21 protein-coding genes are annotated in these 20,799 nt (G+C 62.7%); 8 read left to right on the forward strand and 13 right to left on the reverse strand.

From position 1 onward, the window contains the following. Window positions 1-59: 59 nt before the first annotated feature. From FGL15_RS08715 to FGL15_RS08735, 5 genes are all read right to left on the reverse strand, one after another. A complete protein-coding gene (locus FGL15_RS08715) occupies window positions 60-959 on the reverse strand; it encodes a hypothetical protein (RefSeq protein ID WP_138945730.1) in 900 nt (299 codons plus the stop codon). Beyond that, on the reverse strand, window positions 949-2,598 hold the full coding sequence (locus FGL15_RS08720; protein WP_138947253.1) for an N-6 DNA methylase: 1,650 nt from the start codon (window positions 2,596-2,598) through the stop codon (window positions 949-951). The genes FGL15_RS08715 and FGL15_RS08720 overlap by 11 nt, the downstream gene beginning before the upstream one ends. A 481-nt stretch (window positions 2,599-3,079) precedes the next feature. After that, on the reverse strand, window positions 3,080-4,078 hold the full coding sequence (locus FGL15_RS08725) for a hypothetical protein (RefSeq protein ID WP_138945731.1): 999 nt from the start codon (window positions 4,076-4,078) through the stop codon (window positions 3,080-3,082). A gap of 414 nt (window positions 4,079-4,492) precedes the next feature. Next, complete coding sequence (locus FGL15_RS08730; protein ID WP_138945732.1) at window positions 4,493-5,755, reverse strand: hypothetical protein; 1,263 nt, start codon at window positions 5,753-5,755, stop codon at window positions 4,493-4,495. Between the two features lie 2 nt (window positions 5,756-5,757). Beyond that, window positions 5,758-6,066, reverse strand: a complete 309-nt coding sequence (locus FGL15_RS08735) for a hypothetical protein (RefSeq protein WP_138945733.1) — start codon at window positions 6,064-6,066, stop codon at window positions 5,758-5,760. A 217-nt stretch (window positions 6,067-6,283) separates the two neighbouring features. Here FGL15_RS08735 and FGL15_RS08740 point away from each other — a divergent pair, with 217 nt between their 5' ends. Beyond that, window positions 6,284-6,682, forward strand: a complete 399-nt coding sequence (locus tag FGL15_RS08740) for a hypothetical protein (RefSeq protein WP_138945734.1) — start codon at window positions 6,284-6,286, stop codon at window positions 6,680-6,682. A 262-nt stretch (window positions 6,683-6,944) separates the two neighbouring features. On the opposite strand, the gene FGL15_RS08745 is transcribed toward FGL15_RS08740, so the two are convergent. After that, complete coding sequence (locus FGL15_RS08745; protein WP_168223356.1) at window positions 6,945-7,310, reverse strand: hypothetical protein; 366 nt, start codon at window positions 7,308-7,310, stop codon at window positions 6,945-6,947. 193 nt (window positions 7,311-7,503) lie between these two features. Here FGL15_RS08745 and FGL15_RS21490 point away from each other — a divergent pair, with 193 nt between their 5' ends. Next, window positions 7,504-7,728 (forward strand): histone-like nucleoid-structuring protein Lsr2, encoded by a 225-nt coding sequence (locus FGL15_RS21490; RefSeq protein ID WP_168223357.1) that lies wholly within the window; start codon window positions 7,504-7,506, stop codon window positions 7,726-7,728. A gap of 1,174 nt (window positions 7,729-8,902) precedes the next feature. Here the strand turns inward: FGL15_RS21490 and FGL15_RS08755 are convergent. Next, window positions 8,903-9,865: a hypothetical protein gene (locus FGL15_RS08755; RefSeq protein ID WP_138945737.1), complete on the reverse strand. Its 963-nt coding sequence runs from the start codon at window positions 9,863-9,865 to the stop codon at window positions 8,903-8,905. Between the two features lie 7 nt (window positions 9,866-9,872). After that, the gene (locus tag FGL15_RS08760) at window positions 9,873-10,574 is read right to left on the reverse strand and encodes a hypothetical protein (RefSeq protein ID WP_138945738.1); all 702 of its coding nucleotides are present in this window, start codon (window positions 10,572-10,574) and stop codon (window positions 9,873-9,875) included. A 1,016-nt stretch (window positions 10,575-11,590) separates the two neighbouring features. Between FGL15_RS08760 and FGL15_RS08765 the strand changes: the two genes are divergently transcribed. Next, on the forward strand, window positions 11,591-11,932 hold the full coding sequence (locus FGL15_RS08765; protein WP_138945739.1) for a hypothetical protein: 342 nt from the start codon (window positions 11,591-11,593) through the stop codon (window positions 11,930-11,932). 99 nt (window positions 11,933-12,031) lie between these two features. Here FGL15_RS08765 and FGL15_RS08770 read toward each other — a convergent pair whose 3' ends face one another. Both FGL15_RS08770 and FGL15_RS08775 read right to left on the reverse strand, forming a co-directional pair. Continuing rightward, window positions 12,032-12,295: a hypothetical protein gene (locus FGL15_RS08770; RefSeq protein ID WP_138945740.1), complete on the reverse strand. Its 264-nt coding sequence runs from the start codon at window positions 12,293-12,295 to the stop codon at window positions 12,032-12,034. 321 nt (window positions 12,296-12,616) lie between these two features. Continuing rightward, window positions 12,617-13,039 carry a hypothetical protein gene (locus tag FGL15_RS08775; protein ID WP_138945741.1) on the reverse strand — a complete coding sequence of 141 codons (423 nt, stop codon included), beginning with the start codon at window positions 13,037-13,039 and terminating at the stop codon, window positions 12,617-12,619. Window positions 13,040-13,152: 113 nt separating this feature from the next. Here FGL15_RS08775 and FGL15_RS08780 point away from each other — a divergent pair, with 113 nt between their 5' ends. After that, on the forward strand, window positions 13,153-13,776 hold the full coding sequence (locus FGL15_RS08780) for a hypothetical protein (protein ID WP_138945742.1): 624 nt from the start codon (window positions 13,153-13,155) through the stop codon (window positions 13,774-13,776). Between the two features lie 56 nt (window positions 13,777-13,832). Next, entirely contained in the window at window positions 13,833-14,297 is a 465-nt protein-coding gene (locus tag FGL15_RS08785) for a hypothetical protein (RefSeq protein ID WP_138945743.1), read from the forward strand. A 79-nt stretch (window positions 14,298-14,376) separates the two neighbouring features. Here the strand turns inward: FGL15_RS08785 and FGL15_RS20535 are convergent, their stop codons facing one another. From FGL15_RS20535 to FGL15_RS08800, 3 genes are all read right to left on the reverse strand, one after another. Then, on the reverse strand, window positions 14,377-15,012 hold the full coding sequence (locus tag FGL15_RS20535) for a DUF2510 domain-containing protein (RefSeq protein ID WP_205858740.1): 636 nt from the start codon (window positions 15,010-15,012) through the stop codon (window positions 14,377-14,379). A gap of 38 nt (window positions 15,013-15,050) precedes the next feature. Then, entirely contained in the window at window positions 15,051-15,398 is a 348-nt protein-coding gene (locus FGL15_RS08795; RefSeq protein ID WP_138945744.1) for a hypothetical protein, read from the reverse strand. A gap of 2,428 nt (window positions 15,399-17,826) precedes the next feature. Next, a complete protein-coding gene (locus FGL15_RS08800; RefSeq protein ID WP_138945745.1) occupies window positions 17,827-18,093 on the reverse strand; it encodes a helix-turn-helix domain-containing protein in 267 nt (88 codons plus the stop codon). Between the two features lie 82 nt (window positions 18,094-18,175). Between FGL15_RS08800 and FGL15_RS08805 the strand changes: the two genes are divergently transcribed. The 3 genes from FGL15_RS08805 to FGL15_RS08815 all read left to right on the forward strand — a co-directional run bounded on the left by FGL15_RS08805 (window position 18,176) and on the right by FGL15_RS08815 (window position 20,760). After that, complete coding sequence (locus FGL15_RS08805) at window positions 18,176-18,616, forward strand: helix-turn-helix transcriptional regulator (protein ID WP_138945746.1); 441 nt, start codon at window positions 18,176-18,178, stop codon at window positions 18,614-18,616. Then, complete coding sequence (locus FGL15_RS08810; protein WP_138945747.1) at window positions 18,613-19,722, forward strand: site-specific integrase; 1,110 nt, start codon at window positions 18,613-18,615, stop codon at window positions 19,720-19,722. The genes FGL15_RS08805 and FGL15_RS08810 overlap by 4 nt, the downstream gene beginning before the upstream one ends. A 135-nt stretch (window positions 19,723-19,857) precedes the next feature. Then, entirely contained in the window at window positions 19,858-20,760 is a 903-nt protein-coding gene (locus tag FGL15_RS08815) for a toll/interleukin-1 receptor domain-containing protein (protein WP_138945748.1), read from the forward strand. Window positions 20,761-20,799 lie beyond the last annotated feature (39 nt).

Below are 20,799 nucleotides of genomic sequence, written 5' to 3' on the forward strand. Positions count from 1 at the left end.
GTAGCGCTGATGTGGTTCTGCGTTAGGAGATCAGAGGACTTTGTGCCGCAGGATTCGCGTCAAAACAGGCCAGCTGCGGTGTCGTCTTCCACTACAGGGATCTGGCGGCGTTCGTACTTGTTGCGAACCTTGACGTGGTGAGTGACAGATGTTGCGGCGATGATTTGCTCGATCATCTTGGTCATGAACTGCTCGGGACGAACATCTTCCGGCACACGGTCAAGTGCGAGCTTCACGGTGGGGTCTTCGTCGGACCAGTTGACTAGGGCGAGGCCGGTGGCGGTATAACCATTGCCGCCACCAATGTCGCGGAGTTTGCGCATCATGTCGACTGTCTTCTCGAACGCGTCTGGTTCTTGGGTGAGGATGGTGTCACGCTGCACAAAGAAAAAGCCGACAGCTGCGAGTGGGTAGCGGCTGCGGAGATTTCCGGCGTCCCCGTAGGCTTCCTCGAACCGGTTGCTGAGGTTCTTCCCGAACGACGACACCATGGTCTTCGTGCTGAGGAGCAGTTCTGGGCCGCGATCCCATCGGGCGATCGCAACATCCACCTGTTTGTCGTAGGCGCGGCCCAGAATCTTCGCGTCTGTCGGGGCGATAACCGGCATCGCCATGAGCTTCGCACGCACCTCGTCGGAGAGCGCGCGTGGCAGCTTGTCGAGGAGCACGGCGATGTCGCGGGGCATGATGCGCGGTCGTGTTGCGCGTGGCCAGACTTCGTCGGGGCCGAAGCCGGCTCGGCGGAGTTCATGGGCCAGCCAGGAGTCGACGCCGTTGGCGAGTGCGCCGCTGGCCCATCCTTTGCTCGCGGCGACCGGGATAGTGAGGAGGCTTTCGGCGAGTGCGTAGTCCGGCGCGTACAGGGGCCGCTGTCCAGGACCATGGGTCCACGGGTCGCTGAGGAACGCCGCAGCGAGCGTGGCGTCGAACGGAGTGAATGAGTCTGGCTTAGCTGCCATTGGCTTGCCCTCGCCCCCCGCTACGTCCGCGGACCGTGCGGCGGGACGTCAGAGCTCGGTGATCTGCACGAATAGCGTCCAGCTCGGCCTTCGAGAGTACGCCCTCGAACAGGATCCCGTCGACGAGCGCGACCGCGCCGAGAAGGTCCTTCCTCTGCAGGAGATTCTGAACGCTCGGCTTCACCATCGCAAGCGCACTACGGTACTCGGTGAGCGTCGCCGGCGAGGGCATCCACCACCGGTCTGCTTCGCGTGGTTCGATCTTCAGGATCCCGCCACCGTAGGAACGACCGACCAGCTCCGCAGAGAGCAGCGTCATCGAGTTGAGCGATGCTACGGGGAGCACATCGCGGCCGATATCGCGCAGCTCGTCACGCAAATAGACACCGTGAATGCTGTTCAGATGGCGGGCACCAGCGCTGTTCGTGGTCAGACGAGCCGTGTCTGCGTTCATGCAGGTGAGGAAGAGATCCGGGGCGTCGAGGACCGGGACACGCCACCAGGACTTTCTGATGCGGCACTTGTAAGCCTGATCGACACCTGTGGCGTGCCCGAACTCGATGTACCGCAGCGTGGACTCAGCCGGGGTGCTGCTCGGCCAGAGTAGCCACGTGGGCTGGTCGCGTTGACCGAGGCGCGTCAGGCCAGACTCCGTGAGTGCGAGCCCACGGAGATGCGAGCTTCCAGGGGGGCTGATGCGGAGCAAGTCGCGCCGAGGGATACCCAGCTCTCGGACCCGTGCCGGCGAGAGGGCGAAGAACCGATTCCCTCCGGTGACAGCTCCGAGGGTGGTGTCCCCGTATGCTTCCAGCGGCCCGAAGGCGTCGTCTTCTGCGAGGCGGGACATAACGGTAGCGGTGGTCTCAGAGAGCGCCATTGGTGTCCACCGGTCGGCAGGGTCGACAGGTGCCCAGGTGGTGCCGCACTCCAGTGATTCGAGCGTCGCAGCGTTGCGGGTCTGGCGCAGCGCAGCGTGACCTGCCGGGGTCTGCTTCCACCCGTCGGCTTTAACCAGCACTGTGTCCGCTTCAGCATCAGGGAACACTTGCTCATCAAAGACCACGAGTTCGACGCGGGCGAAGTTCTCCAACAAGAAGCGTCTGATCGGCGCGGCGTAGTTCACGCTCAGCAGTTCCGCTGGAAGGACCAAGCCGAGCCGGCCACCAGGCTTTAGGAACCCTGCGGAGTGCGCAACGAAGGCGGCCCAACTCGACGACAGCCCGGTGAGGGCGACGCCCTGGTGCAGGGCTGCGAATCGGGCGCGGTCTCGCTGCTTGCCTGTCCAGTCCTGGTAGCGGATGAATGGCGGGTTGCCGATGATCGCGTCGAACGTAGGTACGGCTTCGACGAGGAAGAAATCGCTGACCGTGACCCGAGCTTGACCACCCATGGCTGCGACTGCACTCCGTGCAGCGTGTGCGCTCGGTCCGTGGATCTCGACTCCATGCACGACGGGTTCGGTCGCGCCAAGCGCGAATAGACGCGCCACAGCGGCGGTCAGGAAAGCGGCCTCACCTGTGCTGGGTTCGAGAACGTTGTCGGAGGACGCGCGGATCGCCCACTGGGCGATGTGCCGGGTGATACCGTCCGGTGTGAAGAACGCTCCCCGTGCTTTTCTCGCCATCGACGTGTCGATCATGGCGGGCACATCAGAATCATGGAGCACAACATCAGACTATGGGACGTACCACCGACATCCCCCTCGCCAGGCGGTTCTGGGAAGCATTTCCCCCCTGTCTGAAGTCGCTGGGGATCGTGTCGAACACCAGACCGTAGGACGGGTGGGAATCATCAGAAACGTCGGTTAGAGCCAGCAGGCGGCCGAATCAGTGCCTTACACACAGCTCCGCTGGTACGGCACAGTACTCAACCTTCGGGCATCGGGTTGGGCACAAGGGGTCTCCTACCCGCGAGGTCCCTGCATAAGCGAGGTCTGGCCCCGGGGGTGAGGCGGCCTCAAAAGCCCTCCTGTCAGGGACCCAGTTGGGGTCTGAGATGGTGGCTGAACCCATCGGCCTCGACCCGGCGCTGCGGCGGGGCCTGCGTCTAGGCGGCTTCATCGACGCTGGCGCCCCAGGTCCTCGAGACGCGGCGACGAAACCCCGGCGCAGCAGTCACGCTCACTGGTTCTCTGCCTCGAACCAGCGTTCGAAGATCTCTACGGTGATCGCGGCAATGTGGTCGAGTTGGGCCAGGGGAACTCTTTGCGTCTTCGGTCCAATCGCCCACCCGTCGGTGTATCCCTTCGCCAAATAGGCGAGCTCGCCAAGATGCTTCTGAGCTAGCGGCTTTTTCCATCGGCCGAGCACGCGTTCACTCTCGCCGGGCGCGTGGCGGCTGATCAGCAGCCGGTCCTCTTGACCATCTAGTACTTCTCTGTGAAGCGTCTTCAGGTTGTCGATCCAGATGGGAACGTAGTTCGAACCTGCAGGGTCGAAGTAGTTCGCCTCGTCCTCGGGCACAGCAATTCCAATGTGGCTCTCCATAAGCACGTCATCCAAGCGCGTGGGAACCCCTCGACCGACGACTTGAATCTGTCCCCGCAACGTCCGACCATCAGGGAGGTTCGGGGACTCGAAGATGATGGAAGGGTTGCCGCTACCATTGCGCCCGCTGTCGATCGTCCAACCTTCCAATCGCCCCGGGAAGGAAAGGCCGTTGAGCTGAGCTTCGATAGCCACTTTTGGAACCTTGATCGCCGCGAGGTCGCGGAGCGTGAGTCGAGAATCCGCGAAGCAGCCCAAGGTTTCCGTCCAACGGATCACCGCAACGCTGGGGAAGTCATCCCGGAGCCAATTCGGGATGGAGCTCGAGTCCGGCAAGAGGATGAAGAGCAGGTCAAGCGACACGCTCAAGCGTTCGACCTGTTCTCGGCGGAGTTCATGATCAAACTTTGCCTCGATGCCGATGAGATGCGACTCACCGTCCTCACGCTCGAGATCCAGGAAAACGTCGACGCGATCCACCGCTTCACACTTCACCTGGCGGAGGAAGCCGAGCTTCTCGATTCCGCTTCTGCGTTGAAGTAGCTCCAAGAACTGGCTTGAATCATGCCGAATCTCAGCGGCAAGTGCCCGCGTCGCCATCGGCTCGGTTTTGTAGATTCCGGAAGTGTTCATCGCTCAACCATGGCAGATAGCGAGGTAACGCACTCGGTCTTTGGTCTTTCGAATAGCGCAGGTCGGGGAGTTGATAGACGGCAGGATCTGGCGGCTTCCTCCTAGTGGCGGAGGTTGGCGCCGGATAGTTCTGATAACCGAATTTATCGTGGGCCACTTCCCGTCGGGTTGAAGCTAGGAAGCACCTGCTGTGCGCCGCCCTGAGCAGAATAGAAAGTGTCGCCGCGCGTGGATGCATCGTGCGATCCGTTGACACCGCTGTCCGCGGTTCGGTGCCCGTCGTGGATACTACCTCTCGCCTCCGAATCATGACGGCCGGCCGGGTCCCGGCTTCCGGGAAGACACATGACCTCGGCAGGCTGCAGCCGAGGAAACGGCCCCTGGCGGTGGCGGCTTCGTGTTGGTTCGTCTCCCTCACAGGTCCGAGCTGGCGAATGCGGACGCGACCGACCAGCATGTTACGAGTGATTCAGGAGCCACCTTCTGCAGCGGCGCGTCTGCGTCCTCGAACTGCTCGAGCTGCGCGTAGAAGGTGCCGGTAATCAGCTGATCGAATAGCGTTGTGTAGAAGCGTTCGTTGATGGTTCGGATCTGCTCGAGCATCGCTTCGTAGCTGGCAGGGGTGGTTTCGAAGCCAAAGAAGGTTTTGGTGAGTCCGCTCTCGAACAGCGCCCGGTAAAACTGTCTGAGTTGGCTGCCGCGCGTGGTCGCGTCGATCAATCCTTGCGGTGTCCTGTCCGCACCGACGATGTGCGCGTCCATGTGCGCGATCAGGCGAAGCTTTTGGTTGGCGTCGAACGCGGCGACCAGGGCGTCCAGGGTCTTCTCGGGGTGCTGGTCGCCGAGCAGCATAGCCGTGAGGACGGCCGCCCCCGCGTCGCAGACGACCTCTTCCGATAGGACCGGGTTCGCACGCGCTGTCTTGCTTGTGTGCGGCCGGCTGTCGGCGATTTGTGCCAGGTAGCGCTCGACGAGCAACTGCTTTCCGGCGTTGAGGTCGGCTTCGTCGAGCCCGCCGTGTCGCCGCGTCCATTCTCGGTTGACATCTTCCGCCAGAGATTCGGCCATCTCCCTCGCGGACGGTACGACCCGCTTGTCGGCATCAGACTCTTCGGCCTCACAGAGGGAGAAGTACATTTCCGTCAGCGTAGTTGCCAGGGCGGGGTGCGCCGCGAACACATGATGCATGAGCTCGTGGGCAAGGACGAACACTTCCTGGGCTCGAATCCTCACCTTGTGTGCGGGGTGGGAAGGGTCGACCTCGATGAGGTCGTCCATCATTCCGTTGAGGTGACAGATCGAGACGACGAACGCGGGTCGAGCCCGCCCGTGCACAAGCAGCCGGCCGACGTAGATCCTGGTGAGATCAGCATCAATTTCCCGCAGGGTCGCCTCGGCGTCAACGACGGCGCCGAGTCGTTCGAAGATGCGGGCGAGGTGCAGGTCGTAGACGATCCACTGGCGTGGGCCAGCTTTGATCATCTCGGTCAGTGCGTGCGTCGAATCGACGAGCACTAGCTCCGGAGCACCTTCGAGACCGAAGTTCGCGAGTATCCGCTTAAGAGCGACGTAGCTCGCGTGGTGATGCGATTTCGTCGGCGTCGCGGGAACGATTCTCAATGCGCCGCGTTGGGCGCGCAAGAGAATGTCGATGTCCAATGGGACGCTCACGCTCACGTCTACTCGTCCTCGGTGTCCGCTTCCTCTTTCAACAGCTTGGTGAGTTCCTCGATCTCATTCGGAGAGTAGCCGGTGAACTTCATGCCTCCAAGGGACACGCTCTGGGTGCGACGATGCTCGAACCGCGCCTTGATCCAGGTGGTCAGCACCGGGATCGCGGTGGCGGTGACGGGCACGATCACTTGCAACATTTCACTGCCGTCGAATGGCTTTGATTCAATCGTGGTCCCGGTCGTTGGGAGCGATTCCTTCAGTTCCTGCAGGTCGGCCGCATCCGCGGGTGGCACCGCAATGATCAGATAGTTCATGATGTGACTCCTCGTTCCGGGTCGGTAGCTCAATCTTGGCACTTGCGGGCGACTTGGACGTGCACGGCGTCGGCGCCAGCGACGACAAGCGAGACGTGCGCCACTTCGGACGCAACCACAATTTGTCTTGTGCTTGGGAGTGCTCTTCATCCGTGTTGCGCGCCGACGCCCAGGCTCTTTTTCGAGAGCTTATGATCCGCTGCCCTATTGTGAGGGAATGACCCCTCAGGTATCCGATACCCAGATACAGCGTCTGGCGGAGCACATCGCCAGATGGTTCGATGGCCCGTTGAAGGTCGTCACCTTCGACGGGGAGTCCTTCGGACGGATTATCTCGATGTCCACTTGGGCAGGGAACGACGTCTATCTGGCGTATCGGGACGGTTGGATAACGAAGAACGACACGGCGGGCACTCCGCCGTGGTCGCAGTACTCGTGGGATCGCATCCCGGCGCCGGAGGGTCCGCAGGGGGCTGTGACCGCCGTGGTTCATGCGCTGGACGCATACTTCGCCGAGATCGGACCCCTTACCCATCGCTTCGGATTCGGGAACGACCCGACGACCGAACGTCTCAACGAGCTGAGGGGTATCCACTCGGTGGAACTCGGCGAGTAGCGTTCGCGCAACTGGGGCTCTCCGCGAGAGCGCGAACCCAGCAGGACTGGCGTGAGTATGAAGCTCTCACAGAAAGAGGCAACCCCACGTACACGCCACACCTCTCCTACGAGGTCACCGCACTCGGCACCACCATGACCGGCACTCGGCACCACCCTGACCGTCCGCGTCGAGCGCGAGTAACTCGGTCGGCGTTCGTCACGCCACTGCGACCTATCCAGACTTGACCGTCTGGATAGGGTGTCTCTTCTTTCGGAGGCGCTCAGCGCGAGACCTGTCGCTCGACAAGCCGCGGATCATCGAGCTCGTACGTCAGGTGCCCCCCGGCAGCGGCGTCGACGCAGACGGCGGCGTCCGTGCGCCGGATGCAAGCGAGGTCGAGGAAGTCGATCGCCTCCGCCCTCGAATAGGGCGTGAACGAGCCGGCCGTTGGGTGTTCCTGGATCCCGAGGATCCACTGCTCCGACGAGCCGCATTGGTCGAGGGTCGCCAGGAGCGCGACCTCGCTCTCGGAGGGCTCGTTCTCCGCAGCGATCATCTCGTCGCTGCACGCGGCAGACAGCTGTGGCGCAGAGGTCTGGCCTGCGATGGCTCTAACGATGCCGACGCCGATCACGACGACTGCCACCGGGGCGAGGTATCCGAAGACGATCTCCCCGCGAGACCACTTCCCGCGACTCCGTTTCTCGGCTGCGGCGCGAGGTAGATCTGGCAACGCCGGATGCGGGGAATTGAACACACCCAAGTACTGCGCAGTATGCCCTTCAGAACAAGCGGTAGATAAGGTGGTCGCTAGTCAGCATGCTCATTGGAGACGACTCATGGCAATACGACGCACCGTCATAATCGTTGACGACCTCAACGGTGAGCCCCTCGATAACGGTGGAGAATCGCTGTCGTTCCTCGTCGACGGTCGGGCATACGAGATTGATCTCACGTCAGCGAACGCTGCGGCGTTCCGCGAGGCTATCGCTCCGTATGTCGCGGCAGGGCGAGAGCTTCAGGGACCGCCGCGCACACGGAAGCCTCGCGCGAAGAGGTCGTGATGTGGCGGGCAACCCCCGTCTGTCTAGTCGACCAGTCGTCTGTACGCAGAGATCCTGTGGCCATCTGTAACGCGGTAGCTGAACGGAGGCGTCGTCCTGAGCGACTCAGGTGGACGGACATGCGCGTCGATCCGCATGTATCCGCGTTGCCAGCCGCCATGTTCATACACGTGCGATGCCAGCTGTCGAGGACGCGAACCAGATCACCGGTATTCAACCGGTGAGACCACAGGGGTCGAGGGGCGTTCGAAATTCACCGAATCGTGTCAGCTCGCAAGGCCGAGACAAGAGTGTTTCAGTCCGGCGAGCCCGAACAGGCGACGGAGCTAGTCGCCTTGCTCAGCTCAGGGCCGATGCGTGGCATGGTCCCGAACGTACCGTTCTTGATGGTCAAGAAACGGTACATGGTTGATGAGGTAAATTCCTGGTCAAAGCCAGATTGTGCTGATCAAACCGCTCTCGTTCAGTACCACGGTTTGGAGCCAGAATTCGACAAACGGTACGACTTTGACCCCTCCTTCCCTCTGTATATCGGTGAGAAGTACAAACTGGTACCGGATGTACCGCCAAATCTTAGAAAGTCCACACGCGTGAGTCCGAACTCATGAGCGTGTATGTATGTAGTTCTGCGCAGCCGGCGGTACTGGCGGTACGCTAGCGAGGAATGGCTGGTCAGGAGTAGAATTGCTGACATATCTTCTGGTACGCGCGTGGTACGCAGGTCGCCTGCCGCGAAATAGAAACCGCTTCTGGCCTGGTATTTTCCCTCGCTCCTGGCTTCGATAGCTGTACCGAGATTGCCGGTGCATCGCCGGTACTGGGGTCCAGTGGGTGCGCTTGGGCGCGTGGCATATTACCCCGTCATTCTAGAGTTCACTGTCGGCGAACTCAGGACAGGGTGCGGGGCACGACGACTGTCGTCGGGCGGGACATCGATCTGTGGCTATTGCTCTGGGAGCACATTGTCCCGATGAAAAGCTGGGGCCGCCTCGCTGGTCGCCGGCATTCGGTCGTGCCGAGAGTCACAACGATGGATGTTGATCTCACAACCGCAGGTGGCGCTGTGTGCCGGCCGGGGGTGACACCCCGTCCCGCGGCGCGTGACGGCTGCAGGGGGCGCCTCGAGTACGGAGGCGCCGCGGCCTCGCCTCCCAAACCTTCTTTCGAGTCTCGTTCAAGAGCGCGAGCTGATGCTGGTTGACCTGCCGTAGCCCGCCAAGCGTAGATATGCGACTGCAGTGCAGCCGTCGCCTCGATAGGCGCTCATCCGTATCGGGCCACGGAGAGATCCATAGAAGGCTGTCCGACTGCCAGTCGGAATGAAAACACGCGACCATTCGTGCTCATCCTCAATTAGCGACGCCAGATGTTGTGCAAATGTGCCCTGCTGGAGCGGCCTCGGGTGCGTGAGTTTGTCTACGTGAGACTCGTGCCACATCTGGTAGCTCGCGTAGATGGCAGCGAAGGAGATCAGGGACGATGTGAACTTTACTGAGATGGCATGCCAGTAGTCCTCCAGGTCGCTCCGCCGGTTCCGGATCCAAGGACCGGAACGCGGCTTTGGCGCTGAGTGCCTTCGTCGCGCACGCTGGCTCGACCGTCTGCTGATCGTCCTGGTGACCTCTGACGGTCGCCACGGCGCGAAGGACACCGCTTCTTCGTGAAGCGTGTGTTGAAGCACATCGATTCGGTACCCGTGTGCACGAAGGCTCTGAATGCTGTCACTCGTGACTTTCGGGATCGTTTGAGCACAAATCATCAGCACCTGTGAAGAATTGATATTATGCGGCAGAGCGCGGCCGAAATGGCGCCTGAACGCAGTTTCAAGATTGAGGTGCAGGGGCCGGCGCGATGCCATCGCGATAAGTTGATCTCGAGTCAGGCGAGCAACGGCGGCCTGATACTGAGTGATCTGCGCGATGATCGCCGGCCGTGCGGCCGCGTACTTGAGCTCGATGATGTAGATCGTGCCCGCTGTATCAATGGCGAGCAGATCGATACGCAGCCGGTCGCTTGTGGGAACCTGTCTGCCGATGAGAAGTAACGGAACCCCGAGGAGGTCCCAGTGCAGGGGAAGTTGAGATGCGATGTAGTCCTCTATGTGCTCCTCGCGAAGGAGTGTTGTGCGCCTGCGCATGGACCCCTCAGCCTCGGTCCGCTGCTTCTATGAGGCGGATTACTTCCGTGAGGCTGTGGCCAGCGAGCAACCAGGCCGCGGGGGAGAGCTGAGCCTCAGCAACGAGGCCGGCTTTCGGTGTACCCATGAAGCCGGCAAGGGTTGCATGGCTCCACCGTGAACCGACGGCGTCGAGAAGTGTCGCAAGGCCTGGAACGATTTTGTCGGCCCGGTGCGTGAACTGCCAGGTCGGAAACCGGAGATGACCAGAGACCTCGAAGGCGCTCAGTCGGCCCTCCGCGACGGCCGACCGCACTGACGTCTCGTCCCAGGCGAGATATCCAATTGTGTCGTCGAGTGAAATACTCGCCAGAATGCGAGAGAGGAATGACTCAGTCTCCCGGATCACCAACGATCCGCGCTCAAGGTTGCGGTCGATTGTGGCTAGACGCTCGTCGGTGATGGTCCCCGAGGAAATCAGGAACCTGCGTCGGTCGACGGACATGATATTTCGTGGGATGTGTCGCGCAGTGATGTACTCAGTTATGGCTTCAAGTATGTAGTGCGAGTCTCCTTCCAGGTGCTGGATGGCTTTCCAGAGTTCCTGAAGTTGCTCGGCCGGACCCGACGGTGACGGTGATTCGTTGGAACCATCGGTTCGAGCGCGCGATTGTGAATTATTCGGTGCCTTCATGGCTTGGAGAATGGCACCTTCGATCGCTTCCGTCAAGGACGCCTCTAAGGGGGCATAGGAAATGAAGACTCCGCGTACTGCATCTATTATTCATTTATGAGCAAATTCGGCAATAGGTAGGAAGTATGTTGATAGGCGGAAATATACGGCCTTTTCAACGTCAGTCTTCTCGCTGCTGGCGCGGGGATGCGTCGGCGGCTGCCATCGTCCCGCCCTGCCTGCCGTGCTGGCAGAGCGCCGCCCGGCGGGACCCGCGGTTTCATGTCGTCATCAGCTGAGATCCTCCACGGGCGGCTGGTCCGTAAGTGCCTGCGGGACGTTCGTGTCCAAGACGGAGGACCTTCCGTTGGTCACTTGCCGGGCCGGCGTCATCGACCCCGTGGCTAGCGACGGAACGCTCGTCGCATGCCTCTACCGAGGTGGAGCGCTCGGGGTTGCGTGAACTGTTCGTCACCACGTCTCAGTCTGGACGGGAGCAGCTCGGTGAGGAGTCGTCTCCCGAAACAAGACCCCGAAGCGCATTCCGCGCTTCGGGGTCTTGTCTTTTCGGGCTATCCGCTCGCTACCGCGGACGGATGACGATCCTGATCTCACCGGGACGCATCGGCGTCCGGGGGTTCACAGGCTTCAGGGGGATTCGCTTCACAGCCACAATGGGCCTTCCTGCACCGCACGACACCCCATCTCACTGGCAGACGAGTTGACGTCTTCCCAGTGAGAAGGGTTAAGATCAAAGCGAATCTCTTTGCCGGAATTCCGCTTTGACCCTTGTTGTCGCTGACCGTTCACTCTGTTGGCGATCTACCAACAGGGGTCTTTTGCGTTGCAGGATCCATCGTACCGTTTGGCCCCGACGGCGACCCAAGAAAACGCCCGTTTGAGGCACTTTTCCATGCCCGGAGGCCGTATTTGCCTCCCTAGCCGTAAGTATCGCGTGGACCACGCCCTGGAAGTCTGCTCGTAGCCTGTCGGCGCCGACCGTCTGGGCCGGGACGCACCGGATACGCAGGGTGTCGAAGATGTTGCAATCGACCGACAGATACGGTGGATCAATGAGCCTTACGCCGGAACGTGCATTGCTCTCCAGCAGCAACCTGCTCGACGACCTCGAATCAGCGCTGCGCCACGACGCCAATGTCGCCCAGGAGCGCATCGTCCGCATCGACAACGGCTTCCGTCTCCAGGAGACTGATGACTACGTCGTCGAGGCATGGAAGATGCTCTACAACTGGCGACTCGTCGTGATGCGGCCGCACCAGCAGATCGACACCATTTACGGCTACTACTACTTCGACACCCACCCCGCGACGCTCGCGCGCACCGTGGCCGCGGGGCTTCAGTGGGAGGACCCGCTGCACTCGTCGCCGGAGGGCTTCGACAAGCAGGCGTTCTAGCCCGCCATCTCGCGTGAACCGCGCAGAGGGGCGAGCCCACCGATACAGGGTGGGCTCGCCCCTCTGGTCGCTGAGCTGAAGCTCAGCAGGCGTTGCCTGCTACTTCTTCCAGTACGCGATCTTCGCGACGTGCACGGTCAGGATCTGCGAGCAGCCGCCGGCGTCGACGGCGTAGCCGAGCTTCTCCAGCTGGTTGATCTTCTGCGCGCGCTTCAGTGCGCACACGAGGAAGGTGTCGCCGGTGACCCTGACGTATTCGATCGCGGATGCGGCTGGCGCCGTGACGGCACCGCCGACCAGCAGCGCTCCGGTGACGGCAAACGTCGTCAGGACGCGGTGGACCTTGGTTCGAGCGTTGGACATGGTTCCCCCATTTCTCTCCGGGCCGACCCCCGGCCCGTGCACCCCACCATACTGACGGGCGTCGAAACGGGGTGGTCATGCCCGCCGAGTCGACCACGGGCAGCCAGCACCGTCTCGCGTCGCGCGATGATGTCGTCAAGCACGTCGAGCGACCCCTCGAGGAGACCTGCGGGGTCCTCGATTCCACCCGCGATCTGTCGTGCAACGAACTCGGCGTATCGGTCCCTGATGGACTGCGGCGTCATCATGGGTCGAGTCTCGCTGATTGGCCCCGGCCGGGCGCTGAGTTATCCACAAGGCTAGAGATGCTTCGCGCCGAGCTCAGCCCTCGAGGCAAGCCTTCGCCTCGTCGACGCCGTCCTCGGTCACCGAGAACTCCTCGCCGTTCATCTGGTGCGGCCACACGGTGAACTCGGCCGCGAAGCCGTCGATCGCGACCAACGGTCCGGAGCCAGGCGTGAGTGATCCACCGATGCCCCAGGTGCCGACCTGCGCATCCTCGAGGCCATCGACGGTGAAGCTCATAGCGACGATGTAGACATCGCTGCGCTCGGCGGACTTCACGGCGCCGGCTGCGACCGGGGTGATCGCCGGGCCGTCGTTGGCACCTTCGGCGATCGCGCTCAGCAGCTCTGGCGGAACGGTCTCGCACGGGCGGCCGTCGCCGGCGTTACCGCCGGAGCAGCCAGTGAGCAGGAGGGCCGCTGCAGCGAGCACGGCGACAGACGTGACGAACTTGGGCATGAGCCCCATTATGCCGAGCGGCGTCGATACCCTGAGGCCGTGAGGCGGTTGCGCCGTTGGGGTTGAAGGGGTCGCAGTGATCGTGGCCGCTTGGGCGGTCGAGCCGTGCGCCGATGATGTTGAAACAGACGAACGGCTCAGCAGCCGTGCAGGGAATGAGTGATGAGATGACCGATCCTGATGTTGAATCCTTGCCCGCGTCGCGGTTTACGCCACAGATTCCCCGGCCAACCGGCATCGTCGCCCTGGCGTACATGATCCTCGCCCTTGCCTGGTTTCCTCTCGTGAGCTCCGTGCTGCGCCGGTTGAACTGTCGGGTTCCGGCCTACCCGGGGGATGTGCAACCGCTGTACTCCATCGGCTTGACCGTGATCGCGATCGCCTGCTGGCTCTGGGTGCAGCACCGATCGACAATGCACGTGAAGACCCGATCCCAGAGCTTTGTCGTCCTGATGACCGGCCTCCTCGCGATCGGCTTGGTGCCCATCGCTCTTCTTGTGGTCAGTCCGATAACGCCCTACGTCGCTGCCGCTCGCATCGACTGTGGCACCTCACAGGATGACCTCATCGGGCTCGCGCTCTATCTGCCCTTGCTGTCGCTGCTCGTCACGCAACTGATCAACCCGGCAGGCACGAAGCCCTCGCTCATGCGCTGGATCATCGCCGGTTCTGCTGTCGCCGCGATCTGGAGCGCCTACGTGCTCATCGTCCAGCCGTGGCCGCCTGCTGGACCCTGAGGCGCGTCGCGCGCAGGTGATCTGCCCGAACTCGGGCGATCACTATGCTGAGCGACATGCACAGCACCATGACCAAGCGCCTCGCCGCGCTCACCCTGCTCACCGCCGTCGCCTTCGGCTCGACCGCCTGCTCCTCGGGCGCCAGCACCAACGAACGAGGGACGCCTGCGGCGCAGGCAACCACCGAGGCTCCGAAGCCGGTCGACCTGACCGGCGAGTGGAAGCAGACGAACTCCAAGAGCGCCGACAGCTTCCAGACCGCGACCATCACCGGTGACACCATCGAGGTCTACTGGGTCGCGACCGACACGAAGTCGCTCTACTGGGCTGGAACCGTCGTCGCGCCGGCGGACGCGTCGCAGTCGTTCACCTGGGACTCGGCCAATGACACCTCGAAGACCGAGAGCGCCATCATGGCCTCCGGCGATGCGACGAAGACGTTCACCTACGACAACGGCGAGCTGTCCTACGAGGTCACCGCGCTCGGCACGACCATGACCGTCCGCCTCGAGCGGGAGTAAATCGCTCGTCGTTCGCCACACCACCGCGCCCCATCAGACGTCACCGTCTGATGGGGCGCTTCTTCTTTCGGAAGCGCGATCAGCCGCGCGGGACCTGCAGCTCGACGAGCCGCGGATCATCGAGCTCATACGTCAAGTGCCCCTGCGCCGCCGCGTCGATGCAGACGACGGCATCCGTGCGTCGGATGCAGCCCAGATCGAGGAGGTCGATCGCCTCCGCCCTCGAGTACGAGGTGAACGACCCGGCCGTCGGGTGCTCCTGAATGCCGAGGATCCACTGCTCCGCCGTGCCGCATTCGTCGAGGGTCGCGAGGAGGGCGACTTCGCTCTCGGACGGTTCATTCTCTGCGGCGATCATCGCGCTGCTGCATGCGGCGGCCAGCTGCGGCGCGGAGGCCTGGCGGGCAACAGCTCCCGCGATGCCGACCCCGATGATGACGGCTGCCGCCGCGGCGAGGACTCCGAAGACGATCCCCCGACGCGGCCGCTTCCCGCGGTCCATCTTCTTGGCCGCGCTGCGCTGATCTTCGGCATAGAGCTCACGCTCGATCTCCTCCCGCCAACGCTGCTCCTCCTGGAGCTCGCGCGCCGCTCGCCGTCGCATCTCCATGGAGGTCACCGCCTTGCGTGGACCCCACGCTGCTCCGTCCCACCAACGATCGGTGCCGTCGGACTCTGGATCGGGATACCAACCAGGAGAAGGAGCGTCAGACATAGCCGGAAGCCTAGCGAACGCGCGTGGAGCCGACCCTCCTACTCAGCGCTTCGACCGGCACGGCGCGAGAGCTTGGACATGACCCAGTAGCCGGCAAGAAGAACGAGCGCTGTGACGATACCCGGCCCGGCGGCATAGATGCCGACGAACGCTTGGAAGATGCCGCCGCCGATGGACGGCGCTGTCAGGTCATCCGCTGGTGGATCGAGCTGCGCGAGCAGCGGCGCGCCGAAGAGCATGACGCAGACACCGAGCATGTAGACCAGGACCATGGCGACGAGGACTCCGATAGCGATTTGCCTGCTGCCGACGAGGAACTGCATCGCTGCCCAGATCGCGAGAACGATGCCAATCGGGATCAGGATGAGGAGCCAGGAGTCAGTCATTGGTCCTCAGGGTACCCGGCGCTCGATCCGGCAACGGACGCCGCCAGGTGACCAGATTCCACCCACAGCACGGCCCGTTCCGGCCCAATCAGCACCCACCGACGCGCAGCAACACCGGCATCGACCAAGAAGCGGCCACAAGGTGACCAACAACCGGTCCCTATTCGGTCACCACTGCCCCAATCCCTCGCGGTGCCGCTCGGGCATGCAGTGGTGACCAGGGCGAGACCGCGGAGTGGTCAACAGGCGGTCACTGCGTGCCCGCTGCTTCGTTTCGCGGTTGCTGGACCGGTCCGTATCCGGCCCGTAGCCGGTCACAGGTGACCGTATCGTGACCGAGGATTGGTCACAGATTCCCGGTGATGCTCACCGGATCCACCGCCTGGAAGGGGTCATGAGGGGCGGGAGCGTGGAGCGTATTCACGCTGCCAATGAGGGCCCTACGTTTGCTGTCGCGCGAGCTCCCCAGCTCCGTCGTCTTCTGCTCCGCTCCTTCGTCGCAGCCGCAGATCCTCCGTCGCTGGTCGCCCGAGCGCCAGCAAACGAGCAAGGGTGTTGTGTCAGGCCGGGCCCTCAATTCTGTGCCGAGCGCGCAAGCCGACAGGCCGCTCCCCGCCCCTTCGAGGAGGATCCATCAACGACGAAGTGGAGCTGTCCTCTGTCCGCAGGAGTGAGCTGGAACAGGGCGACGGCCGACTGCTGGTGAACCAGCTGCTGGCCGTCGCCGCGGCGGAGCCGATCGAGCAACAGCCGTCCTCGGGGGCTACGCCCCGTCGGCATGGAGCGCAGCGTCCAGATTCGACACTCGTGCCGAATCTCGAGCCGAGGGGACCGAGAGAGCAACAGGCGGTTTGCCACAATTTCGGAACCCGCGGATCGAGAGTGCAACAGTGGCGCGGGTTCCGAAATCGATGGGGCCAAGGACCTGTCGGTGAGAGAACGGGCAGTCAGAACTGCGGAGGTGACAGCGCCTCCGCGACGGATCCTGGACGAGATGCTGAAGCCGATCCGGGAGCCGATTCTGTGACTCGGCGCATCGGGTGCAGAAGCTCAGCGCGCGCCTCGAGGTGGCCACGATCTGGTGGCCAAGGCCGCAGCGATGCTGCTCCCGTGGAGGTGGCTGAAGTGGTCACCAAGCGAGGTGCCGCAGAGCGACCACCTGGGTGTCGACGTCGTCGCCACGCAAGAATCACGAACGCCGTACCGGCTGTCGCGAGACCTGCGGACACTCCTTCGTCGCGACCGCTGAGACGGCTTCGCCGCCGGTGAAAGCTGCCATCGAAAGGAGCACGGCATAGCCGAGCTCCGCGCTGCCTGCAGAGCAGCAACGACCGTGTGCCCACGGTCGCGACGGGGTGGATCCGAGCTCGGAGACAAGAGCGGTCTCCAAGCTCTGCGTCGCTGCGCTCCAGGTCTGAAACACGGTGCCACTTCGTTCTTAACCGTGTTTCAGACCAACCCCGTCTACAACGGGCAAAAAGGTGCCTCTGTCACAGCCCCCGATGATGAAACAGGGGTTTCGGGGGCTGTGACAGAGATGATGAAACAACCTTTTTCCCCTGATGCAGTTGCAAATCATGACCCCGATTCTCCGCTGAAGCTCCGAATGCGAGGGAGAAAGGAAAAGGGCATAAGGGAGCGTGGCACCAGTCGTCGTTTCCATCCTCGCTGCGCTCGTCGGAATCTAGCCTGGTGGTCGGCATAGCCGACACGCTTTTCGGACGCCCCTGAGCCTCTCGCTTCGCTCGGTCTCCGGGTCTTCCTCACCCTCGTCGCTGCGCTCCTTGGGCCCTTACTGCGTCGCTTCGCTCCTGGCCCTCTTCGTCATCCCTGTGGGGATGCCTCGAGGGTGCCCACGCCCTCCGCGCGTCCGGGCTGCCGCCACCATCTCCTCCGCGTTGCTCCCCGCTGGATGACGTCAGAGACCACCGGATGGGATCCGGTGACACAGGCCGCCGGAGGCTGCTGCTGTGACCGAAGGAAGAGCTGACCGCGGCTTGAGCGGATGGGCGGGAAGCTGCACGGGCATGCAGGGAGCCAATTGCGACACGCGCGACGCCGGTTGCCACCCCTGGATCATTGGCAAGCACTCCACGCATTTGCTGCAGGTTTGACCCGGCGAGCGTGGGAATGAATGCCGAAATGATTCGCGTACTGATTGTGAGGGCTGCCGAAGCAAATAGGTCGTCTGGACGATCAGTCCGCGGCGCGCCGGAGGCACCCTGCGCTGCAGGCCCGAAGGGTGGGAGTGGGACCTTCGATAGTCCCGCATGTCGACTCCTCCGACGAGCGGCGTCGTAGCCGGTCAGCCAGGTTGAGCCGATGTGGTGCTTCAGCCTACCTAGGCGTCAGAAGATATGTGCGTCGGCCGTCGAGGCACGACTCGACGGCCGACGCAGGGTGCATGTTGCTAGCGGACACGGGTTCCTCAGGCCGCCTGCAGATCCCGCTTGCGGTTCTCCCGCCCTGCCATCCAGTGTCGGAAGTCGTCCGGATCGATGCGCCATCGAGCTCTGCGGCCATGACCACCGACATTGATCGCCCGGATCTCGCCAGTGGATATGAGCTGGCGGACGTACCACGGCGTGAGATTGGCGAGCATAGCCACCTCGCTCACGGTCAGGAGGGTGCAGCTCGCTCTGGCAAGAGCGAGGAGTTCGGTGAGGGTGGGACCAGGGGTCTCGGCCATCGTCATAACTACCAACTTTCTATCTTGTTCATCGAGACACTACACACCGGAGTAGTCATTGGTAGTGAATCTGTGCCAATCTTGAATCATGGAATTCACTACCGACCCCGAACGCTCGGTCCTTAGCCCCGCCGAATCTCTCCTGTTGAAGGCTCACTACAAGAAGTCCGGGCTGACAGTTGCGGATCTCGCCGCGGCCACTGGGCTGAGCGTGGGGACTATCTCTATAGCTCTCAACGGATTCCGGTACCGGGACGGACAGCCGCGGGCAGCAGTGCCGCCGGACCGCACGCTCGTCCGTCTCTCCGCGGTCCTTCACATCGATCCCGAGATCTGGCGGAACCTTGGGCGAGTTCGTGCCGCCGATCTGCTCGTCGAAGTAAATGAGGAGGGGGGCGCTCCGGTGGCTCCCGCCGACATGGATGCCATTTCGGCAGTGGCCGGGCGGGCTGCGCTCGCGCGTCAGGTACTCGCCGCGTTCAGCAGTGCGGAGCTCTGCGCTGAGATTTCCCGACGGGAGGCCGAGTGACCGTCCACGATCTCTGGTCTGGTCTGTCCAAAGGTGAGATCGCCGAACGCCGACAGGCAGGGCGCGACCGGTGGCAACGACGCTGGCGCGATGGAGTCGGGCGCGGCGCCCCTCAGCGAAAGCAGTCCTATAAGGAGCACCTCAAGGCACAGGCGTACCTCGACGACGCGAATCAGATGCAGAACCCGAAGGCGCAGCGCATCCGGCGAGAGTCACTCACCGTGAACACGCTCCTGGACCGGCACCTCGCTGCGAAGGCCGACCGGGCCCCGAAGACGGTTGAAGCGGACATGCATCACGCGCAGGGGGTTCGTGACCAATTCGGCGATCGGTCGGTCTCAACCATCGACACGACAGAGATTGAGATCTGGTCCCAGCGCCGCGACCTCGCGAGATCGAGTCGGAAAAAGCAGCTCGAAATGCTCCGCGCGGCGATAAAGCGCGGCGTTCGGGATGGGTTGGTGGAGAGCGATCCGAGCGATGGCATTGTTGTCTCGCTCGGTCACCAGGAGTTCCCGCACTGGTCGTCAGCTGAGCTCATGGCGGTGATCGCATCGGCGGCGAGTGAGCGGGAGAGGGCGCTACTGTCCGTCCTCGGGCTCATGGGTTTGCGCGCTGGCGAGGCTCGATCGCTGGTCGTCGGCGATCTTGTCGACGGTCAGCTCCGTGTGAAGAACTCCGGAGGGGACAGCGACACGACGAAGACTCGGGCAAGCCGGCGCGTCCTTCCCGTTCCAGCAGTTGTCTTGCCACTTCTCGAGCAGCAGGCGGGCGCCCGCCCGAGATCGGCGTGGATGTTTGAGAGCCCTCGCCTCCCCGGCCACGCCGTCGGAAAGCGGTACCTTTCCGACGCTGTCACGCGGGCGGTGTCGCGGGCCAATCAGTCGCGCTCGGAACCAATTTCGCGAATCAACGTCCACGGATTGCGGCACACATTTGCTGCGATCGCGCTTTCCGAGGCTCATTCCGACCTGCTGTCGGTCTCCCGCGCTATGGGTCACGCGCGGCCGTCTGTCACTCTAGACCGATACGGACACCTTGCTCCGGCGGGGCTTGCTCCGCTTATGGCTCAGATTGATCGCATCGCCGCAGGCACTCAGAATTGACTGCACGGCTTTGAAGAGTGCCTCTCTCGACCGGTGCTCCTCGCGGTTCCTGATGGACGGTGAGCTCGGGAGCGCATGAGGTTGGTCGCATGCGACGTTCCGCCCTCGGCGAGATCTGTCTCATAGGATCGTTTCATGCCGCTTTCGCGAGGTGATCGTTTCCAGCTGAAGAGCAGGATCCTGGAACAAATGGGCGAGGACCCCAGCTGGGACTTCTCGCGCCAGAACTTGCTCCTCGGCGAGTTTGGATTTCCACTCATGGGCGGCGACTACAACGGTCCGTCCTTCGATGAACTGATCACGACAATCACAGATTCATCCTTGATCGAGATGTATTCGGTGGTGACGGGGGTGCCGCAGGAGCAGGTCGCAGGCTCGGTCACTCCTACCGAACTGGATAGTTGGCGACCTGGCTATGTCCGGATGTTCCTCTCTCACTCTGCCCGTCACAAAGACTTCGTCGGCGAAGTAGCTGAGCACTTGGCTGAGGCGGGCATACATGGGTTCGTTGCCCATGACAGCATGCGAGTGAGCGAGTCGTGGAGAGTTCAGATCGAGCAGGCCCTGCGGTCAATGCAGGTTTTCGTGGCAATTCATCACCCAGAGTTCTCCGACAGCGCCTGGTGTCAACAGGAGGTTGGCTGGGCCCTGGGCGTCGGGGTGCCGAAGTATGTCGTGCGTGTCGGTTCGGATCCTCTCGGCTTCGTCAGTCAGGATCAGTGGCCGAGCGGGTTCGACCTGTCGCCAAAGCAAATGGCCGACAAGATCGGCGCCTGGGCGGCGACCATTCCGGGGATAGGCGATTTGCTGATCGAGGGGTACCTGGCGGCCCTGGCAGATGCGGATAGCTACATGACGGCCGGCAGAACGGCTGCCCGCATAGCGGCGTTGGATGGCCTCACCGAAGTGCAATGGAATCTCCTTGATTCGATCTACTGGACGAATGACCAGGTTCGAGGGGGCGGCCTCCCTCGTCGTCAGCTAGAGCCGTTCTACTCGCACAATCGCCGACAATGGCCGCCGCCCGATCGTCGATGATCCCGACGCGTCAGTTGCTGTCATGAATTGCGGCGGGAT

The organism is Plantibacter sp. M259 (genome assembly GCF_006065115.1).
Lineage (GTDB): Bacteria > Actinomycetota > Actinomycetes > Actinomycetales > Microbacteriaceae > Plantibacter > Plantibacter auratus.

Bases quoted from the DNA above. Each gene is read 5' to 3' on its own strand.
- FGL15_RS08715 (WP_138945730.1), bottom strand. From the start codon at position 959: ATGGCAGCTAAGCCAGACTCATTCACTCCGTTCGACGCCACGCTCGCT.
- FGL15_RS08720 (WP_138947253.1), bottom strand. From the start codon at position 2,598: ATGATCGACACGTCGATGGCGAGAAAAGCACGGGGAGCGTTCTTCACA.
- FGL15_RS08725 (WP_138945731.1), bottom strand. From the start codon at position 4,078: ATGAACACTTCCGGAATCTACAAAACCGAGCCGATGGCGACGCGGGCA.
- FGL15_RS08735 (WP_138945733.1), bottom strand. From the start codon at position 6,066: ATGAACTATCTGATCATTGCGGTGCCACCCGCGGATGCGGCCGACCTG.
- FGL15_RS08740 (WP_138945734.1), top strand. From the start codon at position 6,284: ATGACCCCTCAGGTATCCGATACCCAGATACAGCGTCTGGCGGAGCAC.
- FGL15_RS21490 (WP_168223357.1), top strand. From the start codon at position 7,504: ATGGCAATACGACGCACCGTCATAATCGTTGACGACCTCAACGGTGAG.
- FGL15_RS08755 (WP_138945737.1), bottom strand. From the start codon at position 9,865: ATGCGCAGGCGCACAACACTCCTTCGCGAGGAGCACATAGAGGACTAC.
- FGL15_RS08765 (WP_138945739.1), top strand. From the start codon at position 11,591: ATGAGCCTTACGCCGGAACGTGCATTGCTCTCCAGCAGCAACCTGCTC.
- FGL15_RS08770 (WP_138945740.1), bottom strand. From the start codon at position 12,295: ATGTCCAACGCTCGAACCAAGGTCCACCGCGTCCTGACGACGTTTGCC.
- FGL15_RS08775 (WP_138945741.1), bottom strand. From the start codon at position 13,039: ATGCCCAAGTTCGTCACGTCTGTCGCCGTGCTCGCTGCAGCGGCCCTC.
- FGL15_RS08780 (WP_138945742.1), top strand. From the start codon at position 13,153: ATGATGTTGAAACAGACGAACGGCTCAGCAGCCGTGCAGGGAATGAGT.
- FGL15_RS08785 (WP_138945743.1), top strand. From the start codon at position 13,833: ATGCACAGCACCATGACCAAGCGCCTCGCCGCGCTCACCCTGCTCACC.
- FGL15_RS20535 (WP_205858740.1), bottom strand. From the start codon at position 15,012: ATGTCTGACGCTCCTTCTCCTGGTTGGTATCCCGATCCAGAGTCCGAC.
- FGL15_RS08795 (WP_138945744.1), bottom strand. From the start codon at position 15,398: ATGACTGACTCCTGGCTCCTCATCCTGATCCCGATTGGCATCGTTCTC.
- FGL15_RS08800 (WP_138945745.1), bottom strand. From the start codon at position 18,093: ATGACGATGGCCGAGACCCCTGGTCCCACCCTCACCGAACTCCTCGCT.
- FGL15_RS08805 (WP_138945746.1), top strand. From the start codon at position 18,176: ATGGAATTCACTACCGACCCCGAACGCTCGGTCCTTAGCCCCGCCGAA.
- FGL15_RS08815 (WP_138945748.1), top strand. From the start codon at position 19,858: ATGCCGCTTTCGCGAGGTGATCGTTTCCAGCTGAAGAGCAGGATCCTG.